Here is a 14,989-nt window from a genome sequence, read left to right on the forward strand (position 1 = left end):
GGTTTAACATGTAAGAAAGGGGGATATCCATGCCACGCAAAGGTCCAGTTACCAAAAGAGACGTGTTGCCAGATCCGGTATACAACAGCAAGTTGGTTACTCGCTTGATCAACCGCATCATGCTCGACGGAAAACGAGGCGTTGCTCAAAGCATTCTGTATAATGCGTTCAAGCTTATCCAAGAACGTACGGGTAATGACCCGATGGAAGTATTTGAAGCAGCTATCAAGAATATCATGCCAGTCCTGGAAGTTAAAGCACGCCGTGTCGGCGGTGCCAACTACCAAGTACCAATCGAGGTAAAACCAGAAAGACGTACGTCCCTGGGATTACGTTGGCTCGTAAACTACTCCCGCAACCGCGGCGAGAAAACTATGGAAGAGCGTTTGGCGGCTGAGATTATCGATGCTTCCAACAACACAGGCGCTTCCGTGAAGAAACGTGAAGACACGCATAAAATGGCTGAAGCGAACAAAGCGTTTGCTCACTATCGTTGGTAGGATTCAGCTTAAAAAAATAACTTCAATTTTGAAGGGAGACCCATTTCATGGCAAGAGAGTTCTCCTTGAAAAATACACGTAATATCGGGATCATGGCTCATATTGACGCGGGTAAAACCACAACAACAGAGCGGATCTTGTTCTACACAGGCCGTACGCACAAAATCGGTGAAGTTCACGAAGGTGCTGCGACAATGGACTGGATGGAACAAGAACAAGAGCGCGGAATCACGATTACTTCCGCTGCGACGACCGCTGCCTGGAAAGGTCACCGCGTCAATATCATCGACACCCCGGGGCACGTTGACTTCACTGTTGAAGTTGAACGTTCCCTTCGTGTATTGGACGGAGCAGTTGGTGTTTTCAGTGCGAAAGAAGGCGTTGAGCCTCAGTCTGAAACCGTATGGAGACAGGCTGATCGCTATGGCGTTCCACGGATCGCATATGTAAACAAAATGGATATTATCGGTGCCGACTTCTTGAACGTTGTAGCTGATATGCGTGATCGCCTTCAAGCGAACGCAGTTGCTATTCAACTTCCAATCGGTGCAGAAAATGACTTTTTAGGTATCATCGATATTGTTGAACAAAAGGCTCATATGTACAAAGATGACCTTGGTCAAAATATCGAAGAAGCCGAAATTCCTGCGGACTACAAAGACAAAGTTGAGGAACTCCGCAACGAATTGATCGAGAAGGTTGCTGAACTGGATGAAGATTTGACTATGAAATACCTTGAAGGCGAAGAGATCACGGTTGAAGAAATTAAAGCCGCTCTCCGTAAAGGTGTTGTAGAAGTTAAGATCTTCCCAGTTATCTGTGGATCTTCTTACCGTAACAAAGGTGTTCAGCTGATGCTGGATGCAGTTGTTGATTACCTGCCAGCTCCTATTGATGTACCAAGTATTCAAGGTCATCTGGAAGATGGAACGGAAGTTGAACGTCATTCTTCTGATGAAGAGCCTTTCTCCGCATTGGCCTTCAAAATCATGACGGACCCTTACGTTGGTAAACTGACATTCTTCCGCGTATATTCCGGTGTTCTTCAATCCGGTTCTTACGTATTGAATGCTACAAAAGGCAAACGCGAACGTATCGGACGTATCCTTCAAATGCACGCGAACAGCCGTCAAGAAATCACTGAAGTATACTCCGGTGACATTGCGGCAGCCGTAGGTTTGAAAGATACAGGTACAGGTGATACACTGTGTGATGAGAAGAATCCTGTTATTCTCGAATCCATGAACTTCCCTGATCCGGTTATCGAAATCGCGGTTGAGCCTAAAACCAAAGCTGACCAAGACAAAATGGCAGTTGCACTCGGCAAGTTGACCGAAGAGGATCCAACTCTTCGCGCTTCGACTAACGAAGAAACTGGCCAAACTATCTTGGCAGGTATGGGTGAGCTTCACTTGGACATTATCATTGACCGTATGCGTCGTGAGTTCAAAGTGGAAACCAATGTTGGTAAACCACAGGTAGCATACCGTGAAACATTCCGTGCTCCAGCACGTGTTGAAGGTAAGTTTGTTCGTCAATCCGGTGGTCGTGGTCAATATGGTCACGTATGGGTTGAGTTCGAACCACTTGAAGCAGGTACTGGTAGCCAGTTTGAAAGCAAGGTTGTCGGTGGCTCTGTTCCAAGAGAATACATCGGACCTGCACTTGCTGGTATTGAAGAGCAAATGAAGAACGGTGTCCTTGCAGGCTTCCCGCTTGTGGACGTTAAAGCTACAATCGTGGATGGATCATACCATGATGTCGATTCCAATGAAATGGCATTTAAAATTGCCGGTTCAATGGCGCTGAAAGCTGCGAAAGACAAATGTAAACCTGTATTGCTTGAGCCGATTATGAAAGTTGAAGTAACGGTTCCAGAGGAATACATGGGAGACGTAATGGGTATGCTGAACTCCCGTCGTGGTCGGATTGAAGGTATGGATTCCCGTGGCGGTGCCCAAATTATTCGTGCAATGGTTCCATTGTCCGAAATGTTTGGATATTCCACTACACTTCGTTCCGGTACACAAGGACGCGGTGTGTTCTCCATGGAGCTTCATCACTATGAAGAAGTTCCGAAGAGCATTGCTGAAGAGATCGTTGCCAAAACCAAAGGCGGCGAGTAATACAGTGTATTAGCTGATCGGATACTCTAGGTTTTCCAAGAGGTTTCCGACAGCCTAAAAATAAAACATGTTATTGAGGAGGAATTGTTCAAATGGCAAAGGCTAAGTTTGAACGTAACAAACCGCACGTTAATATCGGTACAATTGGTCACGTCGATCATGGTAAAACAACTTTGACTGCTGCAATCACAACTGTACTTTCCAAAACTTACGGTGGTGCTGCTGTAGCATTCGATCAAATCGATAAAGCTCCAGAAGAGCGCGAACGCGGTATCACAATCTCCACTGCACACGTGGAATATGAAACACCTAACCGTCACTATGCACACGTTGACTGCCCAGGTCACGCCGACTATGTTAAAAACATGATCACTGGCGCTGCACAAATGGACGGAGCTATTCTGGTTGTATCCGCAGCTGACGGTCCTATGCCACAAACTCGCGAACACATCCTCTTGTCCCGTCAAGTAGGTGTTCCATACATCGTTGTATTCCTGAACAAATGCGACATGGTTGAAGACGAAGAGTTGCTGGAATTGGTTGAAATGGAAGTTCGCGACTTGCTGAGCGAGTATGACTTCCCAGGCGACGACACTCCAATCACTCGTGGTTCCGCTCGTGAAGCACTGCAAAACCCAGATGGCGACTGGGCTAAGAAAATCGTTGAAATGTTCGAAACAATCGACACTTACATCCCAACTCCAGAACGCGACACTGACAAGCCTTTCCTTATGCCTGTCGAGGACGTATTCTCCATCACTGGTCGTGGTACAGTTGCTACAGGCCGTGTAGAGCGTGGTACAGTTAAAGTGGGCGACGAAATCGAAATCATCGGTATTCAAGAAGAATCCCGTAAATCCGTAGTAACAGGCGTAGAAATGTTCCGTAAATTGCTTGACTCCGCTCAAGCTGGTGACAACATCGGCGCACTGCTTCGCGGTGTAGATCGTGCACAAATCGAGCGTGGCCAAGTATTGGCTAAGCCAGGTTCTGTTAACCCACATACAGAATTCTCTGCTCAAATCTACGTTTTGACTAAAGAAGAAGGCGGACGTCACAAACCTTTCTTCACTGGTTACCGTCCACAGTTCTACTTCCGTACAACTGACGTAACTGGTATCATTACTTTGCCAGAAGGTTCCGAAATGGTAATGCCTGGTGATAACATTACGGTTACTGTTCAACTGATCAGCCCAATCGCGATTGAAGAAGGAACTAAGTTCTCCATTCGTGAAGGCGGACGTACAGTTGGTGCAGGCGCTGTAGCAACAATCTCTAAATAATAAGGCTTCGAGCCTTGAATATAGCAACATTGTACTGGAACGAGTAACATTGTATTGGAACGAAGCAAAACGAGCCCCTGCCATGGTGCGGGGGCTTTTCTCTTGAGGAAAATCGCGAGCTGCGAGCACAATTGTTATCTTTGAAAATAAGATACATTGTTTTTTTCGTTTTTGCTTGCAATAGGCAGAAGTATTCGATATAATAACTAATGTTGTTTGTGACTGTGCGATGATGTGAGAGGTTACTGACACACCCGGCCCCTTTGCCATGGGAGGGCTGTCGGAAAATTTTCACGGAGTATGTCCGATACCAAATTGGGCGATAGAAGGAGGGACTAAAATGGCAAAGCAAAAAATTCGTATTCGTTTGAAAGCTTACGATCACAGAATTCTTGATCAATCCGCTGAGAAAATTGTTGAAACAGCTAAACGTTCGGGTGCAGGTGTTTCCGGACCAATTCCGCTGCCAACTGAAAAACAAATTATTACTATTCTCCGTGCGGTACACAAGTACAAGGATTCTCGGGAACAATTCGAAATGCGCACACACAAGCGTTTGATCGACATTGTTAATCCGACTCCACAAACTGTGGATGCCTTGATGCGCTTGGACCTGCCGTCCGGTGTAGATATCGAAATTAAATTGTAATATGTAATCAGGAAAAGAAAAGAGGTGTCAACATGAAAGGTATCTTAGGAAAAAAACTCGGAATGACTCAAGTGTTTACCCCTGAAGGTAACGTACTTGCTGTTACGGTTATCGAAGCTGGTCCTTGTGTTGTTCTGCAAAAGAAAGATCTGGAAAACGATGGATACGAAGCTATCCAACTTGGATTCTCTGATAAAAAAGAAAAAAGATCCAATAAACCTGAAGCAGGGCATGCTAAAAAAGCAAATACTGCACCTAAGCGCTACGTTCGTGAACTTCGTGGCATCGACCTTGCTGCGTACGAGGTTGGCCAAGAACTGAAGGCTGATGTCTTCACAGAAGGCGAATTCGTTGACGTAACAGGTATTTCTAAAGGTAAAGGTTTTGCCGGCGTTATCAAACGTTGGGGACAAAGCCGCGGACCAATGGCACACGGCTCGCGCTACCACAGAGGTCCAGGTTCTATGGGTTCCATTCAAGCTAACCGCGTTCCTAAAGGTAAACACCTGCCAGGACACATGGGACATGAAACGGTAACAATCCAACGCCTTGAAGTTGTTAAGATCGATACAGAACGCAATGTATTGCTCGTGAAAGGTTCCATTCCAGGACCTAAAAACAGCTTCGTTAAAGTATTAGAAACGGTGAAAAAATAATTAACTGAAGAAAGGAGGAACACGAAATGCCAAAAGTAGCACTATTTAATATTAGCGGCAGCCAAGTTGGCGAAATTGAATTGAACGATGCAGTGTTCGGTATCGAGCCGAATAAACACGTTCTTCATGACGCTGTTGTTATGCAATTGGCTTCCCTGCGTCAAGGTACTCACAAAGTAAAAGGACGTTCTGAAGTACGTGGCGGCGGACGTAAACCTTGGAAACAAAAAGGTACTGGTCGCGCTCGTCAAGGTTCGATTCGTGCACCACAATGGGTTGGCGGCGGTACTGTATTCGGTCCGACTCCACGCAGCTATGCTTACAAATTGCCTAAAAAAGTTCGTCGTCTGGCGATCAAATCGGCACTGTCATCCAAAGTGATTGAGAATGAAATCATCGTATTGGACGCTCTTACACTGAACGGACCTAAAACGAAAGAATTCGCAGCCATTTTGAATAACCTTAAAGCAGATCGTAAAGCATTGATTGTAGCTCCTAGCTATGATGATAATGTAGCGCTGTCCGCTCGTAATATTCCTGGTGTGAAGTTTGTAGCCGCAGACGGCATTAATGTTCTTGATGTGCTCGGACACGACAAACTGATCATTACGAAGGAAGCAGTTCAGAAGGTAGAGGAGGTGCTCGCGTAATGAAGGATCCTCGTGATATTATCAAGCGTCCGATTATCACCGAACGTACGGCTGGTATGATGAATGACTTGAAATATGTTTTCGAAGTTGACATTCGTTCCAACAAAGTCGAAGTTAAGAAAGCAATCGAAGCGATTTTTAACGTGAAAGTAAGTAACGTTAACACACTTCGTGTTCCTGCAAAACCAAAACGCTACGGACGTCATTCCGGCTATACGAGCGAGTGGAAAAAAGCGTTCGTAACGCTGAGCAAAGACAGTAAGCCGCTTGAGTTTTTTGAAACAGTATAATTGAATCTGTAAAGTAAGGAGGGAAACTCAGTGCCAATTAAAAAGTATAAACCGACGTCCCCGGCCAGACGTGCAATGTCTGTATCTACTTTCGAAGAGATCACAACAAATCAGCCCGAGAAATCGTTGCTGGCACCTCTGAGCAAGCAAGCTGGACGTAATAACCAAGGTAAAATTACAGTTCGTCATCATGGCGGCGGACATAAACGTAAATACCGTATTATTGACTTCAAACGTAACAAAGATGGAATACCGGGCCGCGTTGCTACGATCGAATATGATCCAAACCGTACGTCCAACATCGCACTTATCCACTATGTGGATGGTGAAAAACGTTACATCATCGCTCCTAAAGGTCTGAAAGTAGGAGATGTAGTGGTATCCGGTCCGGACTCCGATATTAAAATCGGTAACTCCTTGCCATTGGAAAACATTCCAGTAGGTACGGTTATCCACAATATCGAATTGAAACCGGGTAAAGGTGGCCAACTTGTTCGTGCTGCTGGTACGGAAGCCCAACTTCTTGGTAAAGAAGAGAAGTATGTTACAATTCGTTTGACTTCTGGTGAAGTGCGTCGCATTCTGAAAGTTTGCCGTGCTACAATCGGATCTGTAGGTAACGAAGACCACGAGCTTGTTAAGATCGGTAAAGCTGGTCGTAGTCGTTGGTTGGGACAACGTCCTGAAGTTCGCGGTGTTGTTATGAACCCTAACGATCACCCACACGGTGGTGGTGAAGGTCGCGCTCCAATCGGACGTAAATCTCCAATGTCTCCATGGGGTAAACCAACCCTTGGTTACAAGACACGTAAAAAAGGCAAAGCATCTGATAAGTACATCGTTCGTCGTCGTACTAAGTAATAAAACGTGCGCTTAAGTCGCACGTTAACATATTAAAGAACGACTACGTTTTAACGAAGGGAGGATTCACAAATGGGTCGCAGTCTCAAAAAAGGACCATTTATTGATGGTTACCTGTTGAAAAAAGTAGAGGTTTTGAACGAGTCTGACAAAAAAGTCGTGATCAAAACTTGGTCCCGTCGCTCTACAATTTTCCCGCAATTTATCGGACACACGTTTGGTGTATATGATGGTCGTAAACACGTGCCTGTATACGTAACGGAAGATATGGTTGGACACAAATTGGGCGAATTCGCTCCAACGCGTACGTACAAAGGCCATACGGATGACGATAAGAAAACAAGAAGATAATCAACACAGCGTAGTGTTTGAGAGGAGGTAACTCAATGGAAGCAAAAGCACATGCTAAATCCGTGCGGATTTCCGCTCGCAAAGTGAAACTTGTTATCGATTTGATTCGTGGCAAGCAGGTAGGTGAGGCGATTGCAATTCTTCGTCACACTCCGAAATCCGCTTCTCCAGTCGTTGAGAAATTGCTGAATTCTGCTATCGCAAATGCAGATCACAACTACTCCATGGACGTAAATAAATTGGTAGTGTCTGAGGTTTTTGTAAACCAAGGTCCTACAATGAAACGGTTCCGCCCGCGTGCAATGGGTCGTGCAAGCCGCATCAATAAACGCACCAGTCATATTACTCTGGTGGTATCTGAAAAATAAGGAGGGAAAACGTGTGGGCCAAAAGGTAAATCCCGTCGGACTCCGAATCGGTATTATTCGTGATTGGGAATCCAAATGGTATGCAGGCAAAGATTTCGGTGATCTTTTGCTAGAAGACGTTAAGATTCGTGAGCATCTGAAGAAAAGATTGAAAGACTCCGCTGTATCCCGTGTTGAAATCGAGAGAGCAGCTAACCGTGTCAACGTAACGATTCACACTGCGAAACCAGGTATGGTTATCGGTAAGGGTGGTTCCGAAGTTGAAAATCTGCGTAATGAAATCACTAAAATCGCAGGCGGTAAAAAGGTACACATCAATATCTCTGAAATTAAAAATCCTGAACTGGATGCAATTCTTGTTGCTGAAAGCATTGCACAACAATTGGAACGTCGTGTTTCTTTCCGTCGTGCGTTGAAACAAGCAATTCAAAGAACTATGCGTTCCGGTGCAAAAGGAATTAAAACTCAAGTAGGCGGACGTCTTGGCGGTGCCGAAATCGCTCGTTCCGAAGGATACAGCGAAGGAACTGTTCCACTGCATACGCTTCGTGCTGACATCGACTACGGTACAGCAGAGGCTCATACTACTTATGGCCGTCTTGGCGTAAAAGTATGGATCTATCGTGGAGAGGTTCTTCCTCCAGCTAAGAAACAAGCTCCTCAGGAAGGAGGCAACTAATCATGTTGGTACCTAAACGCGTAAAACATCGTAAACAACAACGTGGTCATATGAAGGGTCGTGCAAAAGGCGGTACTACACTGAATTTCGGTGAGTACGGTTTGCAAGCTACTGAACCAGCATGGATCACTAACCGTCAAATCGAAGCTGCTCGTATTGCGATGACTCGTTACATCAAACGTGGTGGTAAGGTTTGGATTAAAATATTCCCTGACAAACCAATTACTCAAAAGCCTCTTGAGGTTCGTATGGGTAGTGGTAAAGGTAACGTAGAAAAATGGGTTGCAGTAGTGAAACCAGGTAAGATCATGTTTGAACTTGCTGGTGTACCGGAAGAGATTGCTCGTGAAGCAATGCGTCTTGCCGCTCACAAACTGCCAATCAAAACTAAGTTTGTGAAACGTGAAGAATTGGGTGGTGAAGCAAATGAAGGCTAGTGAATTCCGCAACCTTACCACTGCTGAAATCGAACAAAAGATCTCTGGTTTTAAAGAAGAACTTTTCAACCTTCGTTTTCAACTCGCTACCGGTCAGCTTGATAACCCGACTCGGATCGGTGCTGTGCGTAAGGAAATTGCTCGTGCTAAAACTGTGATCCGTGAAAGAGAACTTGGGATTAGCTAAGATATTAGACCGGGTGGAAATTCCGCCTGTAATTAGGAAGGAGGCCAACAATGAGCGAACGTAATGCCCGTAAAGTATTAGTCGGTAAAGTAGTCAGCGACAAAATGGATAAAACGATTGTGATTGCTGTAGAAACTTACAAAAAACATGATCTCTATCATAAACGCATTAAAGTGACTAAAAAATTCAAAGCTCATGATGAAAACAACACTGCACAAATCGGTGATACTGTTAAAATCATGGAAACTCGTCCTTTGTCCAAAGACAAAAACTGGAGACTGGTCGAAATCGTTGAAAAAGCTGTTATAATCTAATGTAGTGTAGTTTTTCCGAAAGGAGGATAAATAAATGATTCAACCATTTACACGTTTGACTGTAGCTGACAATTCCGGCGCGAAGGAACTGATGTGTATCCGTGTGCTCGGTGGTACGGGACGTCGTACAGCTCAAATTGGTGACCTGATCGTTTGTTCCGTAAAACAAGCAACACCAGGCGGCGTTGTCAAAAAGGGTGATGTAGTAAGAGCGGTTGTCGTTCGCACTAAACGTTCTATCCGCCGTAAAGACGGTTCCTACATCGGATTTGATGAGAACGCAGCAGTGGTCGTTAAAGAAGACAAGAGCCCACGCGGTACTCGTATTTTCGGACCAGTTGCTCGCGAACTTCGTGACAAGGACTTCATGAAAATCGTTTCCTTGGCTCCGGAAGTGATCTAAATTCACCTTAAAATGTGCCCGTAGGAGGTGTACGAAATGCCAAAAGTGAAAAAAGTTCTGGAATCCCATAACAACAAGCTGCACGTCAAAAAAGACGACACTGTTCTGGTGATTACAGGTAAAGATAAAGGTAAAAAAGGTCGCGTTATCGCTGCTTACCCTCGTCAAAACCGTGTGCTTGTGGAAGGTGTTAACATGATTAAAAAACACCAAAAGCCTAATCAGCTGAATCCACAAGGCGGCATCATCGAGAAAGAAGCTCCGATTCACGTTTCCAACGTTATGCACATTGATCCGAAGAGCGGAAAAGTAACTCGTGTGGGTTACAAGGTTTTGGACAACGGAAAAAAAGTGCGCATTGCAAAACGTTCAGGCGAAGTGATCGACTAATTATTTTTTGAAGAAAGGAGGACTATGATTCATGGCAACAACAAGAATGAAAGAACGTTTCTTGAAAGAAATCACTCCTGCTTTGATGCAGAAGTTCAACTATACAACAGTGATGCAAGTGCCTAAAATCGAGAAAGTTGTAATCAACATGGGTGTTGGCGACGCAGTCCAAAACTCCAAAGTGCTTGATTCGGCTCTCAACGACATGCAGCTGATCGCTGGTCAAAAACCAGTTATCACTCGCGCGAAAAAATCTATCGCAGGTTTTAAATTGCGTGAAAACATGCCGATCGGTGTAAAGGTAACACTTCGTGGCGAGCGTATGTATTATTTCTTGGACAAATTGTTCAACATTACACTTCCTCGCGTACGTGACTTCCATGGTGTATCAACAAAAGCTTTCGACGGACGTGGTAACTACACGCTTGGTCTGAAAGAACAGTTGATCTTCCCGGAAATCGAGTATGATCAAGTTGATAAAGTTCGTGGTATGGACATCGTTATCGTAACGACTGCCAAGACTGACGAAGAGTCCCGTGAGCTTCTGACTCAGCTGGGCATGCCTTTCGCGAAATAATGTTGGCATAACGTTTCGGGCGTCTGATTTAAAGACACCCTGTTCTCCGAAACTATTTAGGAGGTGTCAGGCTAAGTGGCAAAAACTTCAATGAAAGTCAAACAACAACGCGCACCAAAGTTTAAAGTTCGTGCTTATACTCGTTGCGAACGTTGTGGTCGTCCACATTCGGTGCTGCAAAAGTTTAAGATCTGCAGAATTTGCTTCCGTGAATTAGCTTATAAAGGCCAGATTCCTGGCGTGAAAAAAGCAAGCTGGTAAAAAGTCCTGTTTGGGAAGGAGGTTTATACACAATGACTATGTCTGATCCAATTGCAGATATGCTTACTCGTATTCGTAACGCGAACACTGTTCGCCACGAAACAGTAGAAATGCCTGCATCTACAATGAAAAAACAAATCGCCGACATCCTGAAACGTGAAGGATTCATTCGTGATGCGGAATTTGTTGAAGATAGCAAACAAGGGATCATCCGTATTTTCTTGAAATACGGTGCGAACAACGAGCGTGTTATCACAGGTTTGAAAAGAATCAGTAAACCAGGTCTTCGCGTTTACACGAAGAGCAATGAGATTCCACGCGTATTGGGTGGACTCGGGATCGCAATCATTTCAACATCCAAAGGTATCATGACCGACAAAGAAGCGCGTCAGTCCAAAGCCGGCGGAGAAGTGGTTTGCTACGTTTGGTAATTTAACGTTTAAAAGATAGGAGGTGCAACAGATATGTCCCGTATTGGTCGTAAACCAATCACAGTACCAAGTGGTGTTGACGTGACTTTGAACAACACAGTGATCACAGTTAAAGGTCCTAAAGGAACATTGACTCGTGAGCTTCATAAAGACATGTCCGTTACTGTGGAAAATAATGAAATTAATGTAGTTCGTCCTTCGGACAATAAACTTCACCGCTCTTTGCATGGAACAACCCGCAGCGTTGTCAATAACATGGTAAGTGGTGTAACTGAAGGTTTTTCAAAATCTCTGGAGCTGGTTGGGGTCGGATATCGTGCAAGCAAATCCGGAGATAAAATCGTTCTGAACGTTGGATACTCTCACCCGGTTGAAATTACACCGGAAGCGGGCATCGAGTTCGAAGTTCCTTCGAACACTAAAATTATCGTTCGCGGAATTGATAAAGAGCGTGTAGGTGCCTATGCTGCTAAGATTCGTTCCGTTCGTGAACCTGAACCGTACAAAGGTAAAGGGATTAAATACGAAGGCGAGCGCATCATCCGTAAAGAAGGTAAAGCCGGTAAGAAGAAATAAGTTTCTTACCGACTTTGTGCGGTCTTTCTACTGGAAAGACTTGTACTCTTTTTTACCCAGTGCGTCTTAGTATAAAGTTTTAAAAGGCAAACTGAAGGGAGTGAAAACTTGAGATGATTACAAAACAAGATAAAAATAAAGCACGTGTCAGAAGACATCTGCGTGTACGTAAGAAAATCGAAGGTACGGCTGTACGTCCTCGTTTGAACGTATTCCGCTCTTCCAAGCATATCTACGCACAACTGATTGATGATGTTGCTGGTGTAACATTGGTTTCTGCATCCACTATGGATAAAGAACTGAGCAGCGAAATCAAAAACGGTGGTAGTGTAGAAGCAGCTCGCAAGGTTGGCGAACTCGTTGCTAAACGTGCGAAAGAAAAAGGCCATGCTAACATCGTATTTGATCGTGGTGGATACTTGTATCATGGACGGATTCAAGCTTTGGCTGATGCAGCTCGCGAAGCAGGCCTTGAATTCTAAGACATTTCTCAAAAGGAGGTTAACGACTTGCGTGTAGATCCGAATACTTTGGAACTGACTGAAAGAGTAGTAAATATTAATCGTGTAGCTAAAGTTGTCAAAGGCGGACGCCGTTTTAGCTTCAGTGCTCTGGTAGTAGTGGGCGACGGCAACGGCTGGGTAGGCGCTGGAATCGGTAAAGCGGGCGAAGTACCTGATGCGATTCGCAAAGGTATTGAAGATGCTAAGAAAAACCTGGTTCACGTTCCACTCGTAGGCACAACAATTCCTCACCTTGTTACAGGTAAGTTCGGTGCTGGCCGGGTTCTGTTGAAACCGGCATCGGAAGGTACTGGGGTTATCGCTGGTGGTCCAGTTCGTGCAGTTCTGGAACTTGCTGGTGTAGGTGATATCTTGACAAAATCTTTGGGTTCTTCGAATTCCATGAATATGGTCAATGCGACTTTGGAAGGTTTGTCCCGCTTGAAACGCGCTGAAGATGTTGCTAAATTGCGCGGCAAATCCATCGAAGAGCTGCTGGGCTAAGGAGGGAATATCATGGCGAAATTAGAAATTACCCTCGTTCGTTCGTTGATCGGCCGTCCTGGTACTCAGAGAACGACTGTTAAAACGCTCGGCTTGCGTAAAATCAACCATAAAGTAGTTCAACCCGACAATGCAGCAATTCGCGGGATGATTAATCAAGTTAGCCATTTGGTTTCTGTTAAAGAAATCGAGGCTTAAGAAATAAAGTATTTTAACAATAATCAAGGAGGTGCAACGAACGATGAAGTTACATGAGCTTTCCCCGGCTCCAGGCTCCCGCAAAGAACGTAAACGTTTGGGTCGTGGTCCTAGTAGCGGTACGGGTAAAACTTCTGGTCGTGGTCATAAGGGTCAAAACGCTCGTTCCGGCGGTGGTGTACGTCCGGGCTTCGAGGGTGGTCAAAACCCACTGTATCGTCGCTTGCCTAAACGCGGTTTCGTAAATCCTACTCGTAAAGAGTATGCGGTTTTGAATATCGAAGATTTGAACAGTTTTGCAGCGGGTACAGAAGTAAGCCCTGAGTTTTTGCTGAACAATGGTATTGTGAAGAACGCGAAATCCGGAATTAAAATTCTGGGTAACGGTGAAATCACTGTGAAATTGACAGTTAAAGCGAACAAGTTCTCTCAATCTGCGGTAGAGAAAATTGAAGCTGCCGGCGGTAAAACCGAGGTGATCTAATGTTCAAGACCCTGAAAAATATATGGCGGGTTGAGGATCTTAGAACCCGAATCCTGTTTACCCTGTTTATACTCTTTGTATATCGTATTGGCTCCTTCGTGCCGGTTCCCGGTGTGAATAAGCAAGTCTTTACTTCTCAGGATCAGGCAGGAAGCGAGTTGTTTGGACTCCTTAACACCTTCTCAGGGGGCGCGTTGTATCAGTTTTCGATCTTCGCCCTCGGGATTATGCCATATATTACAGCGTCCATCATTGTACAGTTGCTGTCAATGGACGTGATTCCGAAACTTGCGGAATGGGCTAAACAAGGAGAGCATGGTAAAAAGAAATTGGCTCAAATTACACGGTATGGTACTGTAATACTGGGCTTAATCCAAGCATTCGGAACGTCGATTGGATTTAATCGACTGTACGGTGCAGCGATGATTCCAGGTGCTACTTTTGCTGATTATCTGGTTATTGCCATTGTGCTTACTGCAGGAACTACGTTCCTTATGTGGCTCGGTGAGCAAATTACCGAAAAGGGAATCGGTAATGGTATCTCTATTGTAATCTTTGCAGGGATCGCGGCAGGTATTCCAAGACATATTCGGACGATTGTAGAATCTCAGTTTATTCAAGCAGATCAGCTGTTTATGAATATTCTGAAGGCAATTATCATTGCCTTGGTGGTTGTTCTGATTATCGTTGGTGTTATCTACATCCAGCAAGGTATTCGGAAAATTCCAGTACAATACGCAAAACGTGTAGTTGGCAACAAAATGTACGGTGGCCAGAATACGCATATTCCGATGAAAATTAATGCGGCAGGCGTTATTCCGGTAATCTTTGCGGTATCATTGCTGCAATTCCCGACAATTATTGCGAGTTTCTGGGCAGATCATGCTTGGGCTAAGTGGATTACCACTTACTTGTATTATGACAAGCCACTGGGCATGGTTTTGTATGTCGTAATGATTATCGGTTTCACATTCTTCTATACCTTTGTACAGATGAATCCGCAGCAAATGGCCGACAATATGAAGAAAAACGGCGGTTATATCCCAGGCATTCGCCCAGGTAAAGCCACGGAGAAATACTTGACACGAGTAATGTCACGTTTGACAATGACAGGAGCTTTGTTCCTGGCAGTCATATCCGTTTTGCCGGTATTCTTCGGTTCGCTTTCGGGCTTGCCTCGTTCCGTGCAAATTGGCGGTACTTCATTGCTCATCATTATTGGTGTAGCATTGGATACGATGAAGCAAATCGAAAGCCAACTGATCAAACGCCATTACAAAGGCTTCATCAACAAATAGGCAATAGGTACCG

The 14,989-nt window shown here is 44.8% G+C and carries 25 protein-coding genes; all 25 read left to right on the plus strand.

The genetic code is table 11. From position 1 onward, the window contains the following. The first annotated feature begins 29 nt into the window (after positions 1-29). The 25 genes from rpsG (at position 30) to secY (ending at position 14,976) form a co-directional block, all read left to right on the plus strand. On the plus strand, positions 30-500 hold the full coding sequence (gene rpsG, locus HFD99_RS23025) for a 30S ribosomal protein S7 (RefSeq protein WP_007432586.1): 471 nt from the start codon (positions 30-32) through the stop codon (positions 498-500). 47 nt (positions 501-547) lie between these two features. Then, entirely contained in the window at positions 548-2,626 is a 2,079-nt protein-coding gene (gene fusA, locus HFD99_RS23030) for an elongation factor G (RefSeq protein WP_016818650.1), read from the plus strand. 92 nt (positions 2,627-2,718) lie between these two features. Next, on the plus strand, positions 2,719-3,909 hold the full coding sequence (tuf, locus tag HFD99_RS23035; RefSeq protein WP_013373267.1) for an elongation factor Tu: 1,191 nt from the start codon (positions 2,719-2,721) through the stop codon (positions 3,907-3,909). Between the two features lie 340 nt (positions 3,910-4,249). Then, entirely contained in the window at positions 4,250-4,558 is a 309-nt protein-coding gene (rpsJ, locus tag HFD99_RS23040) for a 30S ribosomal protein S10 (RefSeq protein ID WP_005544556.1), read from the plus strand. A gap of 32 nt (positions 4,559-4,590) precedes the next feature. Then, a complete protein-coding gene (gene rplC / locus HFD99_RS23045; RefSeq protein ID WP_013312161.1) occupies positions 4,591-5,214 on the plus strand; it encodes a 50S ribosomal protein L3 in 624 nt (207 codons plus the stop codon). Between the two features lie 26 nt (positions 5,215-5,240). After that, positions 5,241-5,864 carry a 50S ribosomal protein L4 gene (gene rplD, locus HFD99_RS23050; RefSeq protein ID WP_013312160.1) on the plus strand — a complete coding sequence of 208 codons (624 nt, stop codon included), beginning with the start codon at positions 5,241-5,243 and terminating at the stop codon, positions 5,862-5,864. After that, positions 5,864-6,154, plus strand: coding sequence for a 50S ribosomal protein L23 (gene rplW / locus HFD99_RS23055; RefSeq protein ID WP_013373266.1), 291 nt, complete (start codon positions 5,864-5,866; stop codon positions 6,152-6,154). The genes rplD and rplW overlap by 1 nt, the downstream gene beginning before the upstream one ends. Positions 6,155-6,184: 30 nt before the next feature. Next, positions 6,185-7,015, plus strand: a complete 831-nt coding sequence (gene rplB / locus HFD99_RS23060) for a 50S ribosomal protein L2 (protein ID WP_016818651.1) — start codon at positions 6,185-6,187, stop codon at positions 7,013-7,015. Positions 7,016-7,087: 72 nt separating this feature from the next. Then, positions 7,088-7,366: a 30S ribosomal protein S19 gene (rpsS, locus tag HFD99_RS23065; RefSeq protein WP_007432579.1), complete on the plus strand. Its 279-nt coding sequence runs from the start codon at positions 7,088-7,090 to the stop codon at positions 7,364-7,366. 35 nt (positions 7,367-7,401) lie between these two features. Then, a complete protein-coding gene (gene rplV / locus HFD99_RS23070) occupies positions 7,402-7,734 on the plus strand; it encodes a 50S ribosomal protein L22 (RefSeq protein WP_007432578.1) in 333 nt (110 codons plus the stop codon). 13 nt (positions 7,735-7,747) lie between these two features. Continuing rightward, on the plus strand, positions 7,748-8,413 hold the full coding sequence (gene rpsC, locus HFD99_RS23075; protein ID WP_007432577.1) for a 30S ribosomal protein S3: 666 nt from the start codon (positions 7,748-7,750) through the stop codon (positions 8,411-8,413). Positions 8,414-8,415: 2 nt separating this feature from the next. Beyond that, complete coding sequence (gene rplP, locus HFD99_RS23080) at positions 8,416-8,850, plus strand: 50S ribosomal protein L16 (RefSeq protein ID WP_007432576.1); 435 nt, start codon at positions 8,416-8,418, stop codon at positions 8,848-8,850. After that, complete coding sequence (rpmC, locus tag HFD99_RS23085) at positions 8,840-9,037, plus strand: 50S ribosomal protein L29 (RefSeq protein ID WP_007432575.1); 198 nt, start codon at positions 8,840-8,842, stop codon at positions 9,035-9,037. The genes rplP and rpmC overlap by 11 nt, the downstream gene beginning before the upstream one ends. A gap of 50 nt (positions 9,038-9,087) precedes the next feature. Next, positions 9,088-9,351, plus strand: coding sequence for a 30S ribosomal protein S17 (gene rpsQ / locus HFD99_RS23090; protein WP_007432574.1), 264 nt, complete (start codon positions 9,088-9,090; stop codon positions 9,349-9,351). 34 nt (positions 9,352-9,385) lie between these two features. Continuing rightward, positions 9,386-9,754, plus strand: a complete 369-nt coding sequence (gene rplN / locus HFD99_RS23095; protein WP_007432573.1) for a 50S ribosomal protein L14 — start codon at positions 9,386-9,388, stop codon at positions 9,752-9,754. A gap of 36 nt (positions 9,755-9,790) precedes the next feature. Next, complete coding sequence (gene rplX, locus HFD99_RS23100) at positions 9,791-10,144, plus strand: 50S ribosomal protein L24 (RefSeq protein WP_013312155.1); 354 nt, start codon at positions 9,791-9,793, stop codon at positions 10,142-10,144. A gap of 31 nt (positions 10,145-10,175) precedes the next feature. Beyond that, positions 10,176-10,721, plus strand: coding sequence for a 50S ribosomal protein L5 (gene rplE / locus HFD99_RS23105; RefSeq protein WP_007432571.1), 546 nt, complete (start codon positions 10,176-10,178; stop codon positions 10,719-10,721). A 75-nt stretch (positions 10,722-10,796) separates the two neighbouring features. Then, positions 10,797-10,982 (plus strand): type Z 30S ribosomal protein S14, encoded by a 186-nt coding sequence (locus tag HFD99_RS23110; RefSeq protein WP_010348808.1) that lies wholly within the window; start codon positions 10,797-10,799, stop codon positions 10,980-10,982. A 32-nt stretch (positions 10,983-11,014) separates the two neighbouring features. Next, positions 11,015-11,413, plus strand: a complete 399-nt coding sequence (gene rpsH / locus HFD99_RS23115) for a 30S ribosomal protein S8 (protein ID WP_007432570.1) — start codon at positions 11,015-11,017, stop codon at positions 11,411-11,413. Positions 11,414-11,446: 33 nt separating this feature from the next. Next, the gene (gene rplF, locus HFD99_RS23120) at positions 11,447-11,989 is read left to right on the plus strand and encodes a 50S ribosomal protein L6 (RefSeq protein ID WP_016818652.1); all 543 of its coding nucleotides are present in this window, start codon (positions 11,447-11,449) and stop codon (positions 11,987-11,989) included. A 113-nt stretch (positions 11,990-12,102) separates the two neighbouring features. Further along, the gene (gene rplR / locus HFD99_RS23125; protein ID WP_007432568.1) at positions 12,103-12,471 is read left to right on the plus strand and encodes a 50S ribosomal protein L18; all 369 of its coding nucleotides are present in this window, start codon (positions 12,103-12,105) and stop codon (positions 12,469-12,471) included. A gap of 27 nt (positions 12,472-12,498) precedes the next feature. Continuing rightward, on the plus strand, positions 12,499-12,996 hold the full coding sequence (gene rpsE, locus HFD99_RS23130) for a 30S ribosomal protein S5 (RefSeq protein ID WP_013373261.1): 498 nt from the start codon (positions 12,499-12,501) through the stop codon (positions 12,994-12,996). A gap of 12 nt (positions 12,997-13,008) precedes the next feature. Further along, on the plus strand, positions 13,009-13,194 hold the full coding sequence (rpmD, locus tag HFD99_RS23135; RefSeq protein WP_013373260.1) for a 50S ribosomal protein L30: 186 nt from the start codon (positions 13,009-13,011) through the stop codon (positions 13,192-13,194). Positions 13,195-13,237: 43 nt separating this feature from the next. After that, the gene (rplO, locus tag HFD99_RS23140) at positions 13,238-13,678 is read left to right on the plus strand and encodes a 50S ribosomal protein L15 (RefSeq protein WP_013312149.1); all 441 of its coding nucleotides are present in this window, start codon (positions 13,238-13,240) and stop codon (positions 13,676-13,678) included. Continuing rightward, entirely contained in the window at positions 13,678-14,976 is a 1,299-nt protein-coding gene (gene secY / locus HFD99_RS23145; protein ID WP_013373259.1) for a preprotein translocase subunit SecY, read from the plus strand. Before rplO ends, secY begins: the two co-directional genes overlap by 1 nt. The last annotated feature ends 13 nt before the right edge of the window (positions 14,977-14,989 follow it).

It is taken from the genome of Paenibacillus sp. EKM301P (genome assembly GCF_011800295.1).
Classification (GTDB): domain Bacteria; phylum Bacillota; class Bacilli; order Paenibacillales; family Paenibacillaceae; genus Paenibacillus; species Paenibacillus polymyxa.

Coding starts and splice junctions, on each gene's coding strand:
- rpsG (WP_007432586.1), top strand. CDS start 30: ATGCCACGCAAAGGTCCAGTTACCAAAAGAGACGTGTTGCCAGATCCG.
- fusA (WP_016818650.1), top strand. CDS start 548: ATGGCAAGAGAGTTCTCCTTGAAAAATACACGTAATATCGGGATCATG.
- tuf (WP_013373267.1), top strand. CDS start 2,719: ATGGCAAAGGCTAAGTTTGAACGTAACAAACCGCACGTTAATATCGGT.
- rpsJ (WP_005544556.1), top strand. CDS start 4,250: ATGGCAAAGCAAAAAATTCGTATTCGTTTGAAAGCTTACGATCACAGA.
- rplC (WP_013312161.1), top strand. CDS start 4,591: ATGAAAGGTATCTTAGGAAAAAAACTCGGAATGACTCAAGTGTTTACC.
- rplD (WP_013312160.1), top strand. CDS start 5,241: ATGCCAAAAGTAGCACTATTTAATATTAGCGGCAGCCAAGTTGGCGAA.
- rplW (WP_013373266.1), top strand. CDS start 5,864: ATGAAGGATCCTCGTGATATTATCAAGCGTCCGATTATCACCGAACGT.
- rpsS (WP_007432579.1), top strand. CDS start 7,088: ATGGGTCGCAGTCTCAAAAAAGGACCATTTATTGATGGTTACCTGTTG.
- rplV (WP_007432578.1), top strand. CDS start 7,402: ATGGAAGCAAAAGCACATGCTAAATCCGTGCGGATTTCCGCTCGCAAA.
- rplP (WP_007432576.1), top strand. CDS start 8,416: ATGTTGGTACCTAAACGCGTAAAACATCGTAAACAACAACGTGGTCAT.
- rpmC (WP_007432575.1), top strand. CDS start 8,840: ATGAAGGCTAGTGAATTCCGCAACCTTACCACTGCTGAAATCGAACAA.
- rpsQ (WP_007432574.1), top strand. CDS start 9,088: ATGAGCGAACGTAATGCCCGTAAAGTATTAGTCGGTAAAGTAGTCAGC.
- rplN (WP_007432573.1), top strand. CDS start 9,386: ATGATTCAACCATTTACACGTTTGACTGTAGCTGACAATTCCGGCGCG.
- rplX (WP_013312155.1), top strand. CDS start 9,791: ATGCCAAAAGTGAAAAAAGTTCTGGAATCCCATAACAACAAGCTGCAC.
- rplE (WP_007432571.1), top strand. CDS start 10,176: ATGGCAACAACAAGAATGAAAGAACGTTTCTTGAAAGAAATCACTCCT.
- rpsH (WP_007432570.1), top strand. CDS start 11,015: ATGACTATGTCTGATCCAATTGCAGATATGCTTACTCGTATTCGTAAC.
- rplF (WP_016818652.1), top strand. CDS start 11,447: ATGTCCCGTATTGGTCGTAAACCAATCACAGTACCAAGTGGTGTTGAC.
- rplR (WP_007432568.1), top strand. CDS start 12,103: ATGATTACAAAACAAGATAAAAATAAAGCACGTGTCAGAAGACATCTG.
- rpmD (WP_013373260.1), top strand. CDS start 13,009: ATGGCGAAATTAGAAATTACCCTCGTTCGTTCGTTGATCGGCCGTCCT.
- rplO (WP_013312149.1), top strand. CDS start 13,238: ATGAAGTTACATGAGCTTTCCCCGGCTCCAGGCTCCCGCAAAGAACGT.
- secY (WP_013373259.1), top strand. CDS start 13,678: ATGTTCAAGACCCTGAAAAATATATGGCGGGTTGAGGATCTTAGAACC.